The sequence below is a fragment of the Enterobacter sp. HNDS-6 genome (assembly GCF_039850505.1).
Lineage (GTDB): Bacteria > Pseudomonadota > Gammaproteobacteria > Enterobacterales > Enterobacteriaceae > Enterobacter > Enterobacter kobei.
In genome coordinates this window covers 3,150,936-3,171,398 of record NZ_CP156673.1, presented here as the reverse complement: position 1 = coordinate 3,171,398, position 20,463 = coordinate 3,150,936, and the positions used below count along the sequence as shown (strand labels likewise).

The 20,463-nt window shown below is 53.1% G+C and carries 21 protein-coding genes and 2 pseudogenes; 8 read left to right on the top strand and 15 right to left on the bottom strand.

Translation table 11 applies throughout. From position 1 onward, the window contains the following. Positions 1–36: 36 nt before the first annotated feature. On the bottom strand, positions 37–816 hold the full coding sequence (budA, locus tag ABFI50_RS14795; RefSeq protein WP_014882917.1) for an acetolactate decarboxylase: 780 nt from the start codon (positions 814–816) through the stop codon (positions 37–39). Positions 817–921: 105 nt separating this feature from the next. Between budA and ABFI50_RS14790 the strand changes: the two genes are divergently transcribed. Next, the gene (locus ABFI50_RS14790; protein WP_014882916.1) at positions 922–1,803 is read left to right on the top strand and encodes a LysR family transcriptional regulator; all 882 of its coding nucleotides are present in this window, start codon (positions 922–924) and stop codon (positions 1,801–1,803) included. 65 nt (positions 1,804–1,868) lie between these two features. Here the strand turns inward: ABFI50_RS14790 and ABFI50_RS14785 are convergent, their stop codons facing one another. The 3 genes from ABFI50_RS14785 to gstA form a co-directional block, all read right to left on the bottom strand. Continuing rightward, positions 1,869–2,231: a cupin domain-containing protein gene (locus tag ABFI50_RS14785; RefSeq protein ID WP_014882915.1), complete on the bottom strand. Its 363-nt coding sequence runs from the start codon at positions 2,229–2,231 to the stop codon at positions 1,869–1,871. A 75-nt stretch (positions 2,232–2,306) separates the two neighbouring features. Next, complete coding sequence (locus ABFI50_RS14780) at positions 2,307–3,125, bottom strand: AraC family transcriptional regulator (protein ID WP_023336875.1); 819 nt, start codon at positions 3,123–3,125, stop codon at positions 2,307–2,309. A 211-nt stretch (positions 3,126–3,336) separates the two neighbouring features. Continuing rightward, positions 3,337–3,942, bottom strand: coding sequence for a glutathione transferase GstA (gene gstA, locus ABFI50_RS14775; RefSeq protein WP_023336874.1), 606 nt, complete (start codon positions 3,940–3,942; stop codon positions 3,337–3,339). A 119-nt stretch (positions 3,943–4,061) separates the two neighbouring features. Here gstA and ABFI50_RS14770 point away from each other — a divergent pair, with 119 nt between their 5' ends. After that, entirely contained in the window at positions 4,062–4,946 is an 885-nt protein-coding gene (locus ABFI50_RS14770; protein WP_014882912.1) for a LysR family transcriptional regulator, read from the top strand. A gap of 294 nt (positions 4,947–5,240) precedes the next feature. After that, the gene (locus ABFI50_RS14765; protein ID WP_088127040.1) at positions 5,241–5,696 is read left to right on the top strand and encodes a hypothetical protein; all 456 of its coding nucleotides are present in this window, start codon (positions 5,241–5,243) and stop codon (positions 5,694–5,696) included. Positions 5,697–5,837: 141 nt separating this feature from the next. Here ABFI50_RS14765 and ABFI50_RS14760 read toward each other — a convergent pair whose 3' ends face one another. Then, complete coding sequence (locus ABFI50_RS14760) at positions 5,838–6,176, bottom strand: hypothetical protein (RefSeq protein WP_088127041.1); 339 nt, start codon at positions 6,174–6,176, stop codon at positions 5,838–5,840. Between the two features lie 299 nt (positions 6,177–6,475). Between ABFI50_RS14760 and ABFI50_RS14755 the strand changes: the two genes are divergently transcribed. The 5 genes and pseudogenes from ABFI50_RS14755 to ABFI50_RS14735 all read left to right on the top strand — a co-directional run bounded on the left by ABFI50_RS14755 (position 6,476) and on the right by ABFI50_RS14735 (position 9,201). After that, the gene (locus ABFI50_RS14755) at positions 6,476–7,033 is read left to right on the top strand and encodes a nucleotidyltransferase family protein (protein ID WP_048996277.1); all 558 of its coding nucleotides are present in this window, start codon (positions 6,476–6,478) and stop codon (positions 7,031–7,033) included. Positions 7,034–7,113: 80 nt separating this feature from the next. Then, a pseudogene (locus ABFI50_RS14750) lies at positions 7,114–7,423 on the top strand (type II toxin-antitoxin system HigB family toxin). Next, positions 7,420–7,837, top strand: a pseudogene (locus ABFI50_RS14745) (helix-turn-helix domain-containing protein). The pseudogenes ABFI50_RS14750 and ABFI50_RS14745 overlap by 4 nt, the downstream one beginning before the upstream one ends. A gap of 131 nt (positions 7,838–7,968) precedes the next feature. Continuing rightward, positions 7,969–8,559 (top strand): hypothetical protein, encoded by a 591-nt coding sequence (locus ABFI50_RS14740; protein ID WP_014882897.1) that lies wholly within the window; start codon positions 7,969–7,971, stop codon positions 8,557–8,559. A 168-nt stretch (positions 8,560–8,727) separates the two neighbouring features. Next, complete coding sequence (locus ABFI50_RS14735; protein ID WP_179120601.1) at positions 8,728–9,201, top strand: GNAT family N-acetyltransferase; 474 nt, start codon at positions 8,728–8,730, stop codon at positions 9,199–9,201. 468 nt (positions 9,202–9,669) lie between these two features. Here the strand turns inward: ABFI50_RS14735 and ABFI50_RS14730 are convergent, their stop codons facing one another. From ABFI50_RS14730 to ABFI50_RS14685, 10 genes are all read right to left on the bottom strand, one after another. Next, on the bottom strand, positions 9,670–10,074 hold the full coding sequence (locus ABFI50_RS14730; protein ID WP_347484381.1) for an SMI1/KNR4 family protein: 405 nt from the start codon (positions 10,072–10,074) through the stop codon (positions 9,670–9,672). Then, positions 10,074–10,382, bottom strand: coding sequence for an HNH endonuclease (locus ABFI50_RS14725; protein ID WP_347484380.1), 309 nt, complete (start codon positions 10,380–10,382; stop codon positions 10,074–10,076). The genes ABFI50_RS14730 and ABFI50_RS14725 overlap by 1 nt, the downstream gene beginning before the upstream one ends. Positions 10,383–10,825: 443 nt before the next feature. Further along, a complete protein-coding gene (locus tag ABFI50_RS14720) occupies positions 10,826–11,212 on the bottom strand; it encodes a hypothetical protein (RefSeq protein WP_045134287.1) in 387 nt (128 codons plus the stop codon). 157 nt (positions 11,213–11,369) lie between these two features. Next, positions 11,370–11,936 carry a hypothetical protein gene (locus ABFI50_RS14715; protein ID WP_198925913.1) on the bottom strand — a complete coding sequence of 189 codons (567 nt, stop codon included), beginning with the start codon at positions 11,934–11,936 and terminating at the stop codon, positions 11,370–11,372. 161 nt (positions 11,937–12,097) lie between these two features. Further along, a complete protein-coding gene (locus ABFI50_RS14710; protein ID WP_023336864.1) occupies positions 12,098–12,655 on the bottom strand; it encodes a DUF1629 domain-containing protein in 558 nt (185 codons plus the stop codon). A 2-nt stretch (positions 12,656–12,657) separates the two neighbouring features. Further along, positions 12,658–16,845 carry an RHS repeat-associated core domain-containing protein gene (locus tag ABFI50_RS14705; RefSeq protein WP_347484377.1) on the bottom strand — a complete coding sequence of 1,396 codons (4,188 nt, stop codon included), beginning with the start codon at positions 16,843–16,845 and terminating at the stop codon, positions 12,658–12,660. Between the two features lie 17 nt (positions 16,846–16,862). Beyond that, positions 16,863–17,300 (bottom strand): DUF1795 domain-containing protein, encoded by a 438-nt coding sequence (locus ABFI50_RS14700; RefSeq protein ID WP_347484376.1) that lies wholly within the window; start codon positions 17,298–17,300, stop codon positions 16,863–16,865. A gap of 51 nt (positions 17,301–17,351) precedes the next feature. After that, positions 17,352–18,236, bottom strand: a complete 885-nt coding sequence (locus tag ABFI50_RS14695) for an HlyD family secretion protein (protein ID WP_333109187.1) — start codon at positions 18,234–18,236, stop codon at positions 17,352–17,354. After that, positions 18,233–18,448: a DUF1656 domain-containing protein gene (locus tag ABFI50_RS14690; RefSeq protein ID WP_014882886.1), complete on the bottom strand. Its 216-nt coding sequence runs from the start codon at positions 18,446–18,448 to the stop codon at positions 18,233–18,235. Before ABFI50_RS14690 ends, ABFI50_RS14695 begins: the two co-directional genes overlap by 4 nt. Then, positions 18,441–20,423, bottom strand: a complete 1,983-nt coding sequence (locus ABFI50_RS14685) for an FUSC family protein (RefSeq protein WP_333109185.1) — start codon at positions 20,421–20,423, stop codon at positions 18,441–18,443. Before ABFI50_RS14685 ends, ABFI50_RS14690 begins: the two co-directional genes overlap by 8 nt. Between the last annotated feature and the right edge of the window lie 40 nt (positions 20,424–20,463).

The window sequence follows — 20,463 nt, the reverse complement described above, 5'->3', positions numbered from 1 at the left end:
CGTGACTGTTTCTCACTGTTCACGGTAGTTCTCCTGTTAGTTTTCGACGGAACGGATCGCTGCATCCAGATTGCTGGGGTGAAGGTTGGCCTGTAAAAATGCGCTGTCGGCGGGCAGGTCAATCATGAGCTTGTGAATTTCGCCGAAGGTGAGCACACCGCTCTCAAGCTGATAGTCGAGCAGGTGTCCCCCGCCCTGACGGTCGTCAGTAATAAAATGCTCGTGATAACCGGCCACGTTAATGCCCTGCATATGCTGTGGGGTGCGGAACCCGACCAGCACGCCCTCGCGCTGGTTGAAGCGGAACACCGGCTGGTCATCCAGCACGTCGGTCATCGCCCGGTACGGCGGCGTCTGGCGCGGTACGGTGCGGGTGTGGGCGTGGCGGAAATTACCGTCGATACGCAACGCACAGAACAGGTTATCGGACGGGATTTGCTGGTCGATCACATCGTGGATCTGCTGACGGCTGACCGGCGTATCAAAGGTTTTACGGTACTGCGGCTGAAACCAGGTCATCACCGCGAACGGCGTTTTCTGCTCCGGCTTCGCGGCCCGGGCGCTGCCGTCGGCACGCAGCTGGTATACCTGGCTGCTGAAGGCAATCATTTCGCCATCCAGTTCGTTGAACGTACCCAGGCCAAAATCACCGTGTGCCAGCAGATCGGCGATGGTGGTCTCACCTTCGTATACGCCGCTTAGCAGGGCGCTCATTAGCGATGTTTGATAGATCACGCTGTCAGGATGCTGGGCGGAGAACCCACGCAGGGTCTCGCACAAGCTGGCCTCACAGTCGCAGGCAGATGAATGCATCATCATGCTCGTCCTCTTCAACTTTATTTAGAAAGGTTAAATAAATGTTGACCCGATTCAGCAGAGAGTTCCAATATAGAAACCATGCTGGTTTGAGACGTTTTAGATATGGAACTTCGTTATCTGCGGTATTTTGTCGCGGTTGCACGCGAGCGACACTTCACCAAAGCAGCCAAAGCGCTGGGCATTTCACAGCCACCTCTGAGTCAGCAGATCAAACGGCTCGAAGAGGAAGTGGGCACCCCTCTGTTCAGGCGTCTGACGCGGGGCGTAGAGCTGACCGAGGCGGGAGAAGCCTTCTATGAGGACGCCTGTAAGATCCTGGCGCTGAGCGACGCCGCGCTGGAGAAAGCGCGCGGCATCGCGCGCGGGCTGAACGGCAGCCTGTCGATAGGCATCACCAGCTCCGACGCTTTTCATCCTCAGATTTTCGCGCTAATCCGTCAGTTTCAGGTGCAGAACATGGCGGTGCAGGTTCATCAGGTGGAAGCCAATATGTCGTCGCTGACGACGATGCTGGCGGACGGTGAACTGGATATCGCCTTCGTGCGCCTGCCGTGCGAAAGCAGCAAGATGTTTGAAATCAAAATTCTCGACCGCGAGCCGATGGTGGTGGCGCTGCATCGCGACCATCCGCTGGCGGAGAGCGATTCGCTGGCCTTAGAGCAGCTGCGGGATACACCGGTGGTGCTGTTCCCGCAGGAGGTCGCGCCGGGATTGTATGACAGGGTTTACAGCTACTGCGAGCGGGCCGGAATCGACGTGCAGCACGCGCTGCAGGCGTCACAGCTTTCATCTTCGCTGAGCATGGTTTCCGCGGGCGGCGGATTCGCGCTGGTGCCGAAATCGATGGCGGCCATTTCTCCGCCGAATGTCACCTATCATGCGTTGAACTCACCGGAACTTTATACCGATATCGCGCTCTGCTGGCGTCGGTTTGAGCGTTCGCGGACAGTGAAGCGGTTTTTGACGATGATGAGTGAGGGGTAGCGGCTGTATAGGTTTTTGTAGGCCGGGTAAGGCGTAGCCACCACCCGGCAACATAGACTCCGTCGTTAAATCCAGACGTCGTTTTCTGCGGTGCGATCCCCGCCTTCGTGTCCGGTATTCAGGACCCCACAAGGTTCTATCATCATCATTTTTACCGTTGTTTCAGCAGACGTTTTATGTTCAACGCCTTTTGGCACAACGTACATTTCCCCTGGATTGACGAGCACATGTCCGTCACGAAAATCAATACGTAACACACCCTCAACTACGATGAATGCTTCATCGGTTTCCGGGTGCGCGTGCCATATAAAATCACCCGATATTTTGACGATTTTAAACTGATAGTCGTTCATCTGGGCGATGACTTTCGGCTGCCAGTGTGCGTCGAAGAGAGAAAACTTATTTTCCAGATTAACAGGTTGATACATGGTGACATTCCCTATGGTTGAGAAACGTCCAGGATAGAATAAGGTCGGAGTGCCGGTCTTGAACGATCGTGCAAGTCAGGCAGGGTTACCTTTGATGAATTTTTGCCAACGCCCCGGTGACATACCCAACGTTTTGATGAACTGACGAGTCATGTGGCTTTGATCTGAAAATCCCGAAGCAACGGCAGCCTCAGCAAGCGACAGGCCCGCCTGAATCAGGCGCCGACAGTACTCAAGACGACGCATGGTCACATAGCGATAAGGACTCGTTCCATAAAGCGCACGGAAGTCCCGACTCAGGCTCCAGCGATCTCTGCCACTTACGGCGGATAAGGTATCCAGCGTAATGTTCTGAATGAATTCAGTGTGTATATATTCGCGCGCGCGTTCTGCGGAGTGATAATCCACGCAATTCCGGCGAAAACGTTGCCCTCCCACAACGGCCAGCGTGTGGGCGAGATCGTAGAGCGCATCGTCTTCTTCCAGCGTATCGAAAGATTCTTCTGGCGCTTTTAACAGCGGTTCGGTCGCTGCAAAAAGCCGGGGATCGGATGAAATGCCGCCGGGAATAAACGGCAAAGGCTTTCCGCCCAGGATTTTTTGAATTAACGCCGGATCGATATACAGCATCCGATACTGGAATCCGTCGTTCGTTCCCGCCTCTCCGTCATGTATTTCGTCAGGGTGCAGGACCATTGTCCCGCCCGGCAAGCTATGTTGTTTACTCCCCCGATAGTGAAAACTCTGCACCCCGGATAAGGTCCGTCCTATGGCGTAAGTGTCATGACGATGCGGCTCATAGCCATGTCCGCTGAAATACGCCTCTATGCGCTCTATTTTTCCGGGTTGTTGCGCCAGTCTGACCCAGTCTTTGTTGGCTTTTGCATTCGACATAGCTGACACCTGATGCCCAGTGAGGGTGAAACAACACCATAAACGCATCGAGTGGAGTTTGGAAAGTCGTTGTAGGCATCGCGGGGTCGGAGAGCACCCTCTCAGCGCAGGGCAATCAGATGCACAGTGACAGGATGCTAACGCATCCTGGCTCCCCATCCTCACTAGACTCCTGCTTCAGGCATTACTCCATGCGGCGGAATACGCAGAACTAGACTTTCGCCTCCGCACGCATTGCGGCCTGCACTGCGGGGCGGGTACTGATTTTTTCTCTGAATGCCAGTAGTGCTGGCCAGTCGTTCAGTTCAATTGAGAAGAACGTGCACCATCCCAGCACGGTGAAAAGATAGGCATCCGCCACGCTGAACGACGAGCCTGTCAGATAAGCGTTTGCGGAAAGCGTCTCCTGAAGAAAACAGAACCGCCTGAACAGCTTCTCACGAAAAATGGATTTGACCTCTTCGGGCAGCTGGCGGTTAAAAAGAGGTGCCGATCCCGCGTGTATTTCGCTGGTGATAAAGTTAAGCCATTCCTGAAGCCGCACTCGCTCCCAGCTGTCTGCTCGCGGTGCCAGCCCGCTTTCTGGCTTGAGGTCTGCAAGATACTGCAAAATGGCTGGCCCCTCGGTCAGGATTTTCCCGTCATCCAGTTCAAGCGCGGCGACATAACCTTTGGGGTTGATGGTCAGGAAGTCGCGCCCGTCAGCGGTAAGCTTGCTTCTGTTATCTACTTTAACCAGTTCGAACTCAATCGCCAGTTCGCGAAGCACAATATGGGGTGAAAGTGAACAGGTGTCCGGGGCGTAATAGAGTTTCATAATCTCTCCGTTAAAGCTGTGAGGGGTGACACTTCGGTTTGAATACACTGTGCTTAAAGCCGCCTTCGCTGTAAAATTAATGATCCATAAATAAGCCATTAGCTGAGCTACTGATAAATATGATGAATCTTTTACACTGGCGCTTACTGGTTGCCGTGGCCGATGCCAGTAATATTTCGCGTGCCGCTGAAGAGGTCGGCATGACGCAATCGGGTGCCAGCCAGGCGATCGCTCAGTTAGAGGCTTCATTAGGATTTGCGGTATTCACGCGTGAGCGACGCCACGTCGGCGTGACTGCCCAGGGTGAACGGGTGGTCAAAGAAGCAAGGAGCATGCTGGCGCGGCTGGACGCCATCCGCGTACTCGCGGATAAGAGCCGGGGGCTGAGTGGCGGGCGCATTCGTCTTGCCAGTTTTCCCTCGGTGACAGCCACATTTTTGCCAGGACTGCTGCGCGACTTTAAGCGCCTGCATCCTGAAATTGAGGTGGTCGTACTCGAAGGAACGGACCAGGAGGTCGAAGAGTGGCTGGCGGCAGATACGGTTGATGTGGGTGTGGTCATGAACCCTGTTCCCGGACGTGCTGAAGCGATCTTAGGACAAGATGCATGGGTCGCGGTGTTGTCGGCCAGTCACCGTCAGGCTCGCTATGTACGTTCGCGCGGCATCACGCTTGAGGAACTGGCGGACCAGCCCTTCGTGCTCGCCACGGGCGGTTGTGCCGTCAACGGAGAAAGCCTGATGGAACAGGCTGGTTTGCAGCTGTCTGATGTACGTGTGACCGTCCGCGACTGGATCAGCGCCTGCTTGCTGGTACGCGAAGGCATGGGCGTCACGCTGATACCAGAATCCGCCCTGCCTGGTGAATTACGCGGGTTGTGCGTCGTGCCCGTGACGCCTTCACTCTGCCGGGAATTTGGGCTGGTTTGTTCGGCGGCGGGAAAATCTTCCCAGGCAACGCAGGCGTTATTAGAAGGGTTGCTCAAAATGAAAAGATCTGCGTGAAGGCGTAACCGCGGTGCAAACAGTTCCCGGCGGCGCTGCGCTTGCGCGGGCCCACGGTTCGTGTCGCGGGTAAGCTGATTGGCGGCGTTGTAGGCCGGGTAAGGCGTAGCCGCCACCCGGCAATGCTGCTCTGGAAGCCGCCTCGCAAACCTGCAAGCAACCTTATGTAATCCAGGTGTATCGCTTTTCTTCCCTTCTTCGCGGTTTTAAAGTGCCTGCGTTGCGGCGCATCCGTAACCGGGCGTAGGAACCCGTTAGCATAACATGACTTATTTTGGACAAAGAGGATGCTAAATGGCTACTACCCCTGAAGTTTCTTACGCGTTCTGTGAAGAAAGCGCAGTTCATCACCTTATCAATACTTCAATTTCCGATTCTGCGGATCTCTTTGAATTGGTCGATGCCTGTACCGCTTATGTCAGCGTGCTGGTGGACACTGACGACGCGGTGACGGTTAAAACGCTCTGCAAGCGATTACTGGCTGCGTTGAAGCGGCTGCGGAAGTGCTGTGATGCTGAACTGCCGTCGTATCTGGTTGAACAGTTGATCGCAGGGGAAAAGATGACCTCCTGCGTGCCGGATTGCTGGCAGGAGACGACGCTACAAGTGGACTATGCCGTCGCGTTAACGCTGGCGTTGGCGGGCGAGACACTGCCTATGAGCGTGGCGAAAGAACTCACGGGGCTGCTGCATGATATGGTCTGGCTGTTGGCGGAGTTTGTGAAGGAGCCTTATATTACGGCGCATTGAGGCGGATGATGAAGGGCCGGGTTCTGCTTGATGAAAAACAGGATGTCGTCCTTACGCAAAATGCAATTTTGTTTGTTGAATGTCTGATAAGAGCGAGGAGCGGAACTATGGCAGTTCAATAGTAACGCCCGCCCCTCCATCCTACTGTGGAGTGCAATTTATGGATAAAATCGTTTTCCGTGACTTAGCTTCTGGAGGGGTCATTTCCTCGCTTTCGCTGATATTGAAGCTCCATGAACCAACATCTTTGGCTCTCGAAAACAACAATTCACCTTCATATCCTAGATCGTCAGTACCGGCGATTATGACCATCCCACTCAACGTTCTCTGGTATGCATTTTCAAAAACACGCCCTTCATAAACAATAGTTGCCCGTTCTTTGTCGAAGATGACCTCTTTGTCGCCCTCACAACGCATTACTGACTTGGCTTGTAATACACAGGAATACCCTAAAAGAATCAATATCAGCAGTCTTTTCATTCTTTATTTTCTACATACATGATTAAGGGGATGAATTCTAATAAATTCATTAAGTTAATATAGCACCAACTGACATGCTGGGCGACAGCAGATAACACAATGGAGCTTCTTATTTCTTCCAGTGAAATGGCCAACGAAACCAAACCGCATTATAAGGTATGTTTCATGAACTACAAACGCCCGCTCCCAACACGGAGCGGACGAACTGACCCAGCAAAAGGTCCGCGAGGAGCGGACATGGACATGAGGATGCTGATAATATTTCCCCCAGTGAATTACTGTTTCCGACAGGGGTTCGAATGAAATACCAAACGTCATTGCAGAAAATATTGTCAGATGACCCTGTAAGAATGCAGATCCTATATGCAGTTCGAGAACTGGAACTCAATGATGGTTGGATTGGAGCGGGATTTGTACGAGACGCTGTTTGGGATCACTTACATGGGTATGGGTTAAGTCCTGTTTCTGGTGATGTAGATGTCGTCTGGTTTGACTGTGAGTACTGCAACCCAGACCATGATCGCTACCTGGAAGACAGGCTTAGGCAACAATTACCTTCGTTAGACTGGTCGGTGAAGAATCAAGCCAGAATGCATCAACGTAATGGTGATCATCCCTATACCTCAACGGGAAATGCTCTACTGCACTGGCCTGAAACAGCTACGGCCGTAGCTGTCAGATTGGGGAAGGAAGGTCTCGATATCGCCGCACCTTATGGACTTTCTGACTTATTTGAACTGCGTTTACGACCGACTCCTGCATTTGAACGTGAAAAGCTGGACTCTTTTAAACAACGAGTCACTGCAAAGCAATGGTTGGAACGTTATCCCAGGTTACAGCTCATCGTTTCCTTATAACCACAATATACACATATCTCGTTTCTTGCGGTTCGATTGTATGATTGACAGTCCGCTACTGGCACAAAGCGGACATATCTATCACAGTCACCTCATTCAGTGTTTGTACTCTGGCCACCAGACAATTTCCAAATCAAGCAGTCGCCGCAAACGATCTTTATCGGGTACTAAAAATGGAGCACTACCGACACCAGACTATATGCGAAAGCGCTTCTCCAACCTGGACAGGATAAAGTATCGGGAAAACGGGCAGGTCATCGATATAGGTGGCTGGCCTTTACGGATAATGTTTTTGCTGATTTTGAGCGGGGAAAGATCGTCATCAAACACATCAGCACACACGCAGAGTGTGACAAGCTCACGGACCTCTACCGCAGAACGAAAGAATGAATTATGCAGCAGCCATCAAAGCGGCAAATGATCTGACAAACGAGCTCCCTTTCCTGGGATCAAGCCCGTCACGACAAGATTATGAGGATGCGCTGACACTTGTGGAGTATCTGATTGAGCATGACCCCGATAGCCCGCTGGTAGAATTGCACAGCCAAAATCGATAAGTACGAAAACGAGTCCCCGGAGTTTGCAGAATTTAACGCGCGCGCTGCCAGCATTCCGTCAGGTGTTGCGCTGCTGAGAACGCTGATGGATCAGTACCAACTCACTCAGAGCGACTTTGAGAACGAGATTGGCAAGAAGTCTCTGGTGAGTCGGATCCTCAACGGACAGCGCACGTTAACGCTGGATCATATGCGCGCGCTGGCGAAGCGTTTTGGATTGCCAGTGAGCGCGTTTGTGGGGAATTGATCGAAAGCAGGTTAAGGTGACAGGGAATTAATGAAGACATCGTAACGCTTCCCCACTCCCTTTTCCTGGTAATTGTCTGCGGCACACCATCTGTTACTCTGGCTGAACTCAAGGAGTGACAAGGATAAGAGATGCTGAACCCAGGATTCGTTACCCGCAAAGCGCTTGCTAACTGGCAGGATGTTCCCGCTTTTCTCCCCCAGTTCCAGTTTCATGAAAAACACCAAATGGTCATCCACACTTCCCACCCTGAAAATATTCTGCCGTTGATTGCAAACTTTGACATTCGTCAGGATGCCGTGATTCGGCGGTTAATGTCTTTGCGGCAAATACCGAAAAAATTATTACGGAATAAACAGGCCGGGTCGATGAGTAACTTTGGGTTGCACAGTTTTACCCTTTTGACCCAATCAGCGTCAGAGATCTGTTACGGGTTAAGAGGACAATTCTGGCGTACAGATTTCAACCTTGAAAACATGCCAGATGCCAGCGCTTTTCAGACGCCAGTCGCTGCGGGTAAAGCAAAGCTGCTGCTGCGCTATCAGGTAACGGAACGCGCACCAGGCCAACATGAGCTCTCCACGGAAACCTTTGTTTATTGTCCCGACAGAAGCACTCAGCTAAAAATGACAGCTTACTGGCTGGTCATTCGGGCAGGCAGCGGCTGGATCCGTAAAAGAACGCTGAAGGCACTTAAGTCGAATATTGAAGGGCTGGAGTGAGATGCTAACGAAAACGTTACAGCGTTTATCAGCAACGCTAATGCCATTTGGACTCAAACCGCCAGCTGATTGTAAATAACCTTCTTATACGTTGAGATCATCACAGATGGCATGTATCGCTTGCGCCTTAAGCCAATTGGGTACAATACGTTATGGAAGATACTGAAAATGGATTTTAGATTTAGATTAATTACAGCAGAAGATCGCCCTTTTATGGTGCAGATGCTTTATGAAGCAACGATAGCCTCTGAACAAACATTTGACATAGATAACATTGAAAATTCTCCCCACTCATATGCATATATAGAAAATTTCCCTGAGGCGGGCGAGGTGGGTATTATTGCGGAATCCACAGATGGAACTCCAGCAGGGGCTGCCTGGCTCAGGAATTTCCCCGAAGGGGACAAACCTGGGATTTCGGGTCCTGAGTTAACGATTGCTATTGCTCCGTCATATCGCCGACAATACCTGGCTAAACGTATAATGGCGCAACTTTATCAGGCAGCCAATGCGTTAAATATTAAAACGCTGAAGCTGGGTGTTTATCAAAAAAACTTGCCTGCCCTTGCGTTTTATAAAAACGATGGCTGGGAGCCAGATGTTATCTTTGGCGATTACGTGATGATGAAGCGCGCTATTTAATCGGCGCTTATTAAAAAGAATTCCGTCGAGGTAATGCCCACTGTCGAGCACGACCCCGACATTAACGCTGGAGCATATGCGCGCGCTGGCGAAGCGTTTTGGCGTGCCGGTAGGGACATTTGTGGGGAATTGATTAGGATGGAATTCAACCAGGTGTTAAGAAAAAAGTGACGCAGCTATTCTTTTCGCCGTTGAAGTTGGCTCAACAATTGTGCCATCTGCACGAAACGGCTCTGCATAACCATAAATAATATTAGGTTATGCATCAGTTCTTTGAGGCAAAGCTGTTATCGGATATGAAAATTTAATAGTTACCATACCCTATTAATAAACCCGGCATAAGCCGGGTTATAAATCTATAAAATCTAAAATTAATGACTGAACTTAAATATTTAAGCCAGACTCTGACTTTGAGTTTCCAAAAAGAAAACCTCACCACCGATAATTTTAGAAACAGCCTCTTTACTTTCATGCAAATAATTCTTCTAAAAATTCCGAGAACGAATCATCGACCAACTCAACCTCTTTATAATCCATCAGAAAAATAATCACTTTCCCTAATGAATCATCAGATTTGAGAGATAATAGAAAAGTGTTCCCCCCGTCATCATAAGCAAAAGGAACCATATTCCTTAACTCGCCAAATGACTCGATAAGGTCATGATAGAGTTGCTCAATTGGCAGGTCACCATATTTTATAGGGTTAAAACCGCCAAGTATAAAAGGATTACCCTCTTCATTATTGTGAGGATATCCACCATTATTTTTAAGATAAAAATCAAGAAATGATGAAGGAAGATGATAATCAAAGTACGCATTGAACGCGTTTATTTCGTCTACAGTCAGTTTCTTTTCTGAATCAGTAAGGTACATTAGCATTTTCCTCCAACTGATCTGCGGGTACGGTTTCTGGCTGGATGGATATAGGCATTTCCAGTGGCAGCTTTGTACTGACTTACGCCACCAGTATGCGAAATTACCTGATGAGCACTTTGTTTAACCAATTGCATAGTCCCTTTGTTAGTTTCAGGATTATAATCATCAAGATGATGCCAAACATAAACACTTGGCGTAGTTTTTTGATTCAATCCAGCCTCTGTATTTGCAGCATGTAAATCTTGCAAATAATCTCCGGTATATTCAATATAAACAACAGGATTAATGCCAGCTTTATTATACAAGTCATTACTTCCCGAATAATCCAGCCCACCTGTAGGGGTTTGATCAACAGTACTGTATCCACGCTCACTAAGCTTAGCGATTGGATCGATGGCAAGACCCAGCAGCTCAATCCATCCCCAAGGATTAGCTGCATAATGATAAAGGTTTCATCCACCATTCAACCAAAACTGATCCTGTACAATAAACCGACCGCCCTGTAGGTCATAGCAGCGAAACAGGTTATAGTACGGTCCAGATTCACCGTCAGCTTATAGCCCGGCATAGCGAAACGGCTGATGTGTTTCACAATCCGTGAGAATCCTTCGCTCTGATGATGTACCTCGCAGCATTCGTCAGTTATCACGAAATCGATTTGGCCTCTTAGGGAAGTAAGAGGTTGAAAAGAGTTGTAGTTAAAGCGTGATTCTAAGATGAATATTGATTTTATCTGGAATCGGTCTTTTCACCCTTTAGTAATGCGTTTATTCACTATGTCATTCACATAATGTTCAATCGAAATATTGTGCTCCCGATTAATCTGAGAAATGAATGCGCTAAGATGCTCTTGCGATGCATGAAGGGTAGTGGCAATAAGGTTATCAAAATCGTTCTGAGTAAATCGTTTGTGTCCCTTCAACGTCGAGTGCTGAAGCAGAGTGTGTGCGGTCACTTCCATGACGGCCCGCCGGTAATGATCGGACAGCAGGACGTCAAGATCGGTCTGACGAATATCAAACTTAAAATAAAAGCTGACAAATCCAGATTCAACAGGTAATGAATAAATCAGTTTGTCGCCTAATTGCTCAACGTAAGGTTCATATCCTTCTCCCATTACTCGCGTAGTCTGCATAGAATCCCTCTCCTTTCATTCATGATGATTAATTCAATTAAATAAATACACAGCATAACCATTTTAATTCTTGCATAAAATATCTGTAAGAATCAGAGAGAGCACCCCTTTGAAAAAAAATAATATTATCGCTGACTCTCTTTTGAACGAAAACAATTTACCCATAAAAATAATTATAAAACGCATTAAAACTTTCATTACCGATAAGAGGCACAATTCTTTTCCGCAACTCATCAATAAAATCATCTTTTACTTCGTCATTATCATCTGCTATATCAAAGATATCATATTGACCATATACCAAATCAATAAGCTCAGCCAATGAAAATATAAATCCAGAGAGACTACAAGCTATTTTAAATGGTTCAATTACATCATAACTTGCATAAATAGGGGTATTCCCTTCATCGACAACCGCAATTATAGGTTTACCTCCACCTAAATCATCACCAATAACAAGGTAATTTTTTAGTAAGTACTCATAACCATTTTGAGCCTTTAAGAGCTCACTGACTGAGTGAAGTTTAATTGGCGCGAAGCCTGTTTCAATCTTTAATTTTTCAGGATTATAATTTTCATATAAAAATTCCACCTCTGTCGAACGAGGTAAGTTGGACGGGAAGGCATTGTCCAGATCTTTGACGGTTCTGAAACTCCCTGACAGCGAGTATTTATTGCAAATGACAATAAGTTGTTTAAATGCTTTTTCAATCTCATCCACCATTGTCTCAAACGCACAATCTTTGAGGTTTATTTTTTATACTTTGCAAAGCAAGTAGTTAATGATAAAATAATATATCCCATTGAACTTTAATTTAAATGAATTATTATAATCCGGGAAAATATTTCCCCGGACCATTTTGGCTAATTTAAATCATACTCACATTAATAAATAGGGTCTGCAAAATCTATTCCTTTCACATTACTCTTAGAAAGGAACTCTTTAAATTCATTTGAAATAATTATGCAAGATTTATATTCACTACATCTTGCCATACTAAAATCTTCAATAACATTTTCTTTGAAGACTATTTTACTAAACTTCCTTGGACCATGAGGTAAATAACTTAATATAGGTTGACTTTCTGAAGCTTCCATATCAATGCATGAAACCTCTCTTAGTATATTAATTATTTTATACCCTTGATATTGGGTTTCATTTATAGATACAGTTGCGTCAATAAGTTGAACATCAGTCCGAAAAACATCGTGGCAAGAAATTAGTGATGCTAGTCTGGGTGATATGAATATAGGCCCATCACTATAATAAAAATCATATGCAAGCAGTGCCTTCTCACTCACCTTAGATTTTAATTTAAAAAAATACCCCTCGTTAATTTCAATTGATTTACATTGCGAGAAAGCACTTCCAGATATGTCAGGGTGCTGGTATTCAAACCAATAACTATTGGGGTAATCAGAAGCAATTCGTAGTTCATACATACTTAGCACCTCGCTTTTCTAACCGAGTTTTTGTTAAGAATAGTTTTTCCACCGCGTAAATCGGCACGTTCATTTTTTATAATTTCACTAACAGCTTGTTTATACTCTGCTTGTTTCCAGCCGTTTTCCTTCCCATATTCATATATAGCATCCATCTGGTCACCTATATTTTTTGTATAAACAGGGTGAGACCCACTATGGATTGTTCTTGTCGGATGGTAATCAGCTGACTTAGGTAAATAAATAACATTTTTAATATCATGGATATTAAAATCAGCCGCTTTTATTAAATCATGGCCTTTTAACTGTTGTGGAATAATATGATGCTTTTGGAAACCAGTAATACTCGGCATCGTGTTATAGGTCAGCAATCCCAGCGGATCGATCCACCCCAACGGATTCGGCGCATACTGATAAAGGTTCCACCCGCCATTCAGCCCAATCGGATCCTGCACAATAAACCGCCCGACCTGCGGGTCGTAGTAGCGGAACAGGTTATAATGCAGCCCCGTTTCACCGTCAGCATACTGCCCGGCATAGCGAAGCGGCTGATGCGCCATCGCCGTGCGATTCACAAGCCGTGAGAACCCTTCGCTCTGATGACGTACCTCGCCAAAGCTGCCGTACTGGCCGCTCCAGCGCACCGCGCCGCGCTCGTCGGTCACTTCCAGCGGCGCGCCGTTCAGGTCGGTGTTGAACCAGTAAATCTCACCGCTGTTCTGGTCACGAAGATGATCCACCCGCGCCAGCGGGCTCCAGGCTTCATTCGGGTCGTAGATATAGGTGTTGCACAGCCCGCTCTCCTGCTGCTCCTGCAGCAGGCGGTAGCCCTGCCACAGGAAGCGCGTTTCGGTGGAGCCGTGCGTCGTAGTGACGATTTTACGCGTGCGGCGGCCCAGCGCGTCGTAGTGATAGCGCGCCTCAAACCGCCCTTCCGGGCCGGTTCCGCGGGCGGATACCAACCGGTTCTCGGAGTCATACGCATAATGGTGTTCATACAGCCCGTTGCGGCGGCTGACCAGGTTGCCCCAGTGGTCGTATTTCATAAACAGCGCCTGCCAGTGCTGCAGGCGGTTATCCGTGACCGGTACCGCATCATCATTGGCGGCGAGGTTATCCGCGGCGTCATAGCTGAACTGCGCGCGGCTGTGCCCCTGTCGGGCCTCGTAGTGCTTCAGCAGACGACCTTCGGCGTCGTAGCCGTAATCTACCTCACCGCGCAGGGTGTCGCTGACGCCGGAAAGCTCACCGCGCGCGGTGTAGCGATACAGCCGTTCCAGGAGCGCCTTCTCCGGCAGGGTCACGTCCGTGTTCAGCTCACTGCGCTGAAGGGTCCGTCTGCCGAGGCTGTCATACTGACGGAGCTGCTCGCGCGCGCCCTGGGTGCGGCGCACCTCGCGGTGCAGGCGGTCGCGGGTGAACTCGGTCACCAGCTGCTGCCCGAAGCGGATGGCGCTGACGTGGCCGGATCCGTAGTGCAACCAGGCCAGCTTTTGCTCGCCGGGCAGCGTCAGGCCGGTCAGGTTGCTCAGGGCATCCCATTCGTAGCCCACCGCGCCGTTAATACCGGATTCGCTCAGCACGCGCCCGTTGGCGTCATGCCGGTAAACAATCTCATCGCTTTCGATACCCAGGGCAACGCCTTCTGCGGTTGGCGTGCGGCGGATGCGGGTAATCTGGCCGCTCAGGTCGCGGAAGTAGCGGTACTCCGCGTGGCGCTGAGTGCGCCCGATCAGCAGCCCGCTGTCGTCATAGCTGAACTGCTGGACGCGACGGGCGATGCCGCCGTCGGCGGCAGGCCGGCCGTTCTCTTCAAGCGCGCAGAGGAACCCTCGCGCGTCCCATTCCATATGGCGCACGGTATCGTCCGGGCGCGTTTCGCTGAGCGGGCGGCCCACGGCGTCGTAGGTGAAGCGGTATTCCGCCCCGTTGCCGTTATCGAGTCGCAACAGGTTACCGCGCGGGTCATAGCGCCACTGGCGCACGCGGCCAATTCGGTCGGTAAGGCTGACCGGGAGGCCGAGTGCGTTATAGGCCCAGCTCACTTCGCTTTCCAGCGGGTCGCGCCAGCCCGTGAGCTGGCCGCGTTCGTTCCACACCAGCGACTCACGGCTGCCGTCCGGGTGGATCACGGCGCTCAGCAGCCCGGCACGGCTCCATTCCCGGCGCGTAATATTCCCTTCCGCATCCTCGCTGGCAATCAGCTGCCCGAATCGGTCGTAGGTAAAGCGGGTCACGCTGCCGGAGCAATCGGTGCGCTGCGTCAGTAGCCCCTGGTGGTTCCAGACCAGACGCACCACGCCGCCAATGGCGTCGGTGATGCTCTCCGGCAGGTTTTCTTGATCGTCGGGATAGTCATACGCGGTGGCGTTACCGGCCGGATCCGTTTCCGACAGCAGGCGACCGCGAAGGTCGTACATGGCCTGCGATGAGGTACCGTCCGGATACACTGTCCGGGTGATGCGGTCGGTCAGGCGATACCAGTGATACTCCGTACGGCGGCCCGCCGGGTCCGTCTCGCTGGTCATGCGGCCGTATTTGTCCCACGTGCTGCGGCGCATCGCGCCGCCGGGGAGAATGACGTCGCAGAGTTCGCCGTCGCGGTAAACAAACGTCGTCTGACGACCGTCGTAATCCATGAAGCGCGCAACGTTGTCGTCGTCGTCCACCAGCCAGTGCGCCTGCGCGCCGTCATCGCGGGTCGCACGGCGGGTGCCGTTATCAAAATCGTATTCGAACGTCAGCTGTTCGCCGCCGCTGTGGCGGAAGCCGACCACGCGCGGCAGGCCATCAATCTCCTGCCAGCGGTATTCGCTCAGCAGGCCGTTGGCGTCCTCATGGGCGCTCATCAGCCCGTCCTGCCAGCGGAAGCGTCGGCGCACGCTACCGCCCCGGCCGGTCACACAGACCAGCTGGCGCTGTTCATCATAAGCGTAACTGACCAGGCAGATCTCGTCATCCAGCCAGGCACCGGCAAGCCTGTCATTGTCGTAGCGACAGACTACGCGCTGGCCCGCGCTGTCGGTCAGGGCATGCAGGGTATTATCCGCATTCCACTCGAAGAGGATAGCGTTGCCGCAGGGTTCAGAGATGTGCTGGAGCAGCGACGGGGCATCATCCTTAAGCGGCGCATAGTGCCAGCGCTCGCCGCTGACGTCATACACCGACCAGCTGTCGTCAGAGTGGTGCTCAAGCCAGTTTTTTTCGCTTTCGCAGTAGGTGCGCATCCCTTTCGGGACCTTCGGGAAGGCGATGCAATCACCGGACGGCGCGCGCCACACCAGCCCGTCCTGATACGGCTCCAGGCGGCTTTCCCAGAACAGGCTCCACCCGCGGCCCAGCACGCTGTCACCGGGGTTGCCGCTGCGCCAGTAGCGCTGCCAGCGCACCGGCAGACGGGAAGGCAGGACGAAGTCCAGCTCATCATCCCCGCTGAGAAACTTCTGTCCGCTGACGATATCCACCGGGCGGGCGATGATCCCCGCGGCGGCAACGCCGGTCATCAGCGTGCCGGCGCGGCAGGCGATACGGGCCAGCTTATTGATACCGGGAATTTTCCCCAGCAGCTTAGACAGCGCCCCAACTTTGCCAGCGGCACCGCCCCACCCGCCGAGCAGGCCGGCGAACAACAGGGTAAGATCGGAGACTTTATACAGCCACTCGGGGACTTCAGACTGAATGGGCAGGGTTTGCTGCGGGTCGCCGCCGATGATGACGTTGTCCGAACCGGTCATCACCTTCGCGTCGCAGGTGGTACGATCCCCGATGCGGGACGCAGGCTGGCTGTTAATGAAGACTCGCATAGAGCCTTCGGCCATCTGCTGCGAGCCGTCGTCAGAACAGTCGACGGTGCTATCGGTGGCAAGCGCGGCGGGTTTACCGTTGATAAACACATTGGGCGAGCCTGAGGTGATGACGCCTTTCTTCGTCATACTGGATGCCCCGGCGTCCGCGATGCTGTCGCGGGCGGCGGTCGCCAGCTCCCCGGTGTAGTACCCCACGGCCAGGCTCGCGCCGACGAGCAGGACGCCCACGCCCAGGCAGGATGAGCCAAGTCCGGCAATAAACATCGCCCCCGCCAGAATGCCCCCGGCGGCGGCAATCAGGCCGCCGACAATCGTTCCGGCAATCATCCCGGCAAGCGCACCGGAGTGGCCGATATCATCACCTACGCGTGCAGCTTCAAACATAACAACGGTCCCTGATGTTAATGGTGGAAGCGAAAGCTCCTGAGAAGATCGCCAAACAGCGCGCGGTCAGCATCGCCCGGCGCGCGGGTGCAGGTCATGGTGAAGACCAGAATTTTATTGCCGTCGACGTTAAACACGGCCTGCTGCTGCCAGATGCGTTTGCAGTCGCGCAGGTAGCTGGCATGGACGGTTTCACCCTGTGAAAGGCCGTCACCCAGCGTAGCGGCGCTACGCTCCCCCTGCTTCCATCCCTTGATGTGTTTTTCCATCAGGGCGAGCTGGCGATCGATGTACGCGGCAAGCGCTTCGCCAGCGTTGAGGGCATCACGGGAGAGGTTGAACGCCGGCGCGTCCGCTGCGGGCGGCGCGAAGACGTTGACGGTACGATCCTGATAACCTTCAGGAAAATCGATCAGACCTTCACTGAAAAGGCACTGCGAAGTTGGTTCTGACATTGAGCGGGTCCCACCACATATTTTCAGAAGCGGTAAGTTTCGCATATGTGTTTAAGGCTGACTATCCCCAGATTTTCGCCCCACCGCCACGCTCGCCGACAGCCCCGCCACCAGCTCAACCCCCTCCGGCAACCTGTCGATATGAATACGCACCGGCACGCGCTGCGCCAGCCGCACCCAGCTAAAGGTGGGTTCGACGTCGGGCAGCCCCAGCCCGCCCGTTTCGTCGTTGCTGTCCCCGATCCCACGCCCGATGCTCTCCACGTGCCCCGTGATGACCGGATCGTATCCCATCAGCACTATCTGCGCGGCATCCCCGACGCGAATATGGCGCAGTTTAGTCTCCTCAAAATACCCCACCACCCAGAAGCTGTGGGTATCGACGATGGCGACCTTTGTCTCCCCCGCCGTCGCGTAGTCTCCGGGCCGAAGCCGCAGGTGCGTAATGTACCCCGAGACCGGCGCACGCACGGTGGCGTGCGCCAGATTCAGCTCTGCCAGATCCAGCGCGGCCAGCGCGCCGTGATAATTGGCCGCCGCGACGTTCGCCGCGCTGCCGGTTTGCTGCACATCCTCGCTCGAAATGGCGTTTTTAATCAGCGTGCGGCGATGGGCCGCGTCCTGGCGCATCAGCATCTCATGGCGTTTCGATTCCACATCCGCCTGCGCGCTGGCCACCGCCAGCCTGAGCCAGCGCGGATCGATGGCGTAGAGCTCATCGCCCCGGTTCACCCACTGGTTGTCCCGCACGGCCACGCTGATGACGGGCCCGGAGACGTCCGGCGCAATCTGCACCACGTCCGCCCGCACGCGGCCGTCGCGGGTCCACGGCGTTTGCGCGTAGTGTTTCCACATCATAAACGCCAGCAGCGTGGCCGCTGCGACGGCGCTTAACGTCAGCGCATAGCGAGCCAGTAAAGAGAGCAGTGATTTCATGACAATAACCCCAACGCGATCAGGCCCTGCATCAGCAGGTAAAAGATGACAATCCAGATTGAAACATCCATCAGCGGGCGAAACGGCAAGCGCCGGTAGACCCTGCTGAGAGAGAAAAGCGCGACGAGGCTCAGCGTGCAGACCAGCGTCGCGAGGGCGGCCATCAGCAGCCCCGGAATAAAAACGCCGCCGATATTAATATCGTTAACCATGGTCTGGCCCCCGTAATGCACAGTGAAGATCCACCAGCCTGAAGACAAACTGGCGCGTAGGTTCATCTGCGGCAGGCAGGTTTTGCTCGATGATGGCGGTAATGCGTTCGCCTAAGGCGTGGCGGTCCGCGGCGTTTATCCGATGAAATAGCGCGTCAACCTCCCTGCCGGGCGGTGTGTCACTGCGGCGTATATGCATGACTGAAAGCCCCAGGCGCAGCGCGTGCAAAAGCCTTTCAAGCGCCTGCTCTGGCGCACGCTCGCTGCGCTGCAAACGCGGCAGCAACAGGGCAGTTCGGTCCATCATCAGGTTGATCCAGTGCGTTTCGTCGACCCGCAGCGTGCCTTTCACGCTGCGGCGAATGTCGCGCTGGCAGAGGTTCAGCAGACGCGTGATGGCGGCGTCCGCCTGCACGGTTTGCATCAGGCTCATGCTGATGACGGCAAAGCCGGTCGCTGCAAAGAGCGCAATGGCGGTGTTAGCCGCGACGGCGAAGTCGCCGCTGTAGTGCGCGCCCAGCTCGCACAGAATGGGCAGCGTCAGGGTGATACCCATCGCCATAAACGTGGTTGGCGGGCGCGCCTGAAGCGACCCGGCCAGCAGATACGCCGGAGCAAGCACCGCCACCAGCACCGGGAAATCGCTTACCTGCGGCAGCAGCGCAAAGCTGTAGAGCAGGCTAATCACCACGCCCCAGAACGAGCCAATGATGTATTTCACGATGTGGGGCGCCGGCGTGTCGAAACTGCCAAACAGCGTGCAGCAGACGCCAAGGATAGAGACCGCCGTACCGCCATCCGGCCACGCAGAGAAAATCCAGACCAGACAACCGCTCATAATGATGACGAAAGCCCCAAGCGCCGTGCGGGCGGCGGTAAGCGGATCGCGGTGGAAAACGTAGCCTTTTGCCGCGCGGGTTTGCATCTCCCCAAACGCAGGTTTTGCGTGGTGGATAGCCCCGGAAAGACGCTCGCACTGCTCCAGAAGCGCGATGGCCTCTGAGAGGTAGCGAATAAAACTGACCTGCAGCGCGTCGTCAATCGTCTGCGCATGCGCGGCATACCGATCGATAAGAAGCGTACAGCGGAGCCGCAACGCCTCAGCCGCGCTGCTGGCACCCGCGTCTTCAGCGGCAAGCCAGGCCTGAACATCCTCCCGCAATGCCTGCATGTCGGCGGGCAGAATTCCGGGCGTCAGCAAGCGATCGTGTAGTTCACAGTTGACGATCGCGAGCCGTGCCAGCCGATCGTGAATCGCTTTTCTGGCCTGCCGCACCGGAGCGGACAGGGCAAAATCATACGGAACATGGTGGCTTATCCCCTGCAGGAACTGCAGCGCCAGGGCCAGATGCAGGGGGCCGGAAGCCGCGCCGGGTTTACCCGCCAGGGTGTCCCCCACCCGACCGCGCGCGGCCTGTAGCGTCTGGGATAATTTCGCGTTGAATAGCCCTGATACGCGTGCGGGCAGCACGTAGCGGTGAATCAGCCCCGCACAGAAAATCCCAATCGCGATCTCCTGCACGCGGACGAGGGCAACGTTAAAAATGCCACCCGGATCGGATACCGCGGGAAAACCAATCAGGCTCGCGGTGTAACCGGCCAGCACGAAGGCATAGGCCCGGGGCGTGCGCTCCAGCAGGGAGAGCCACAGGCAGAACGTGATCCAGCCGGTCAGCACCACGCTGCACAGGATCGGCATATTCGTGAAGATGGGCACGATCAGAACGGTCGCGCTGGCCCCCGCCACGGTCCCGACCAGCCGGTAGAGGCTTCTGCTCAGCGACGCCCCGACCGACGTCTGCGAGACGATGTAAACCGTAATAATGGCCCATGAGGGACGTTCGAGACCTATCGACAGCGCGAGGTAGTAAGCCAGCATCGCCGCGGCAAAACTCTTCGCGGAGTAGATCAGCGCGCCCGCATCGTTTCGCAATGTGGCGGGGAGACGCACGTGATGAGAGAAGATTTTATTCATGCCGGGATTATTACCGGCTTGCAGACCCGCTTAAATACTC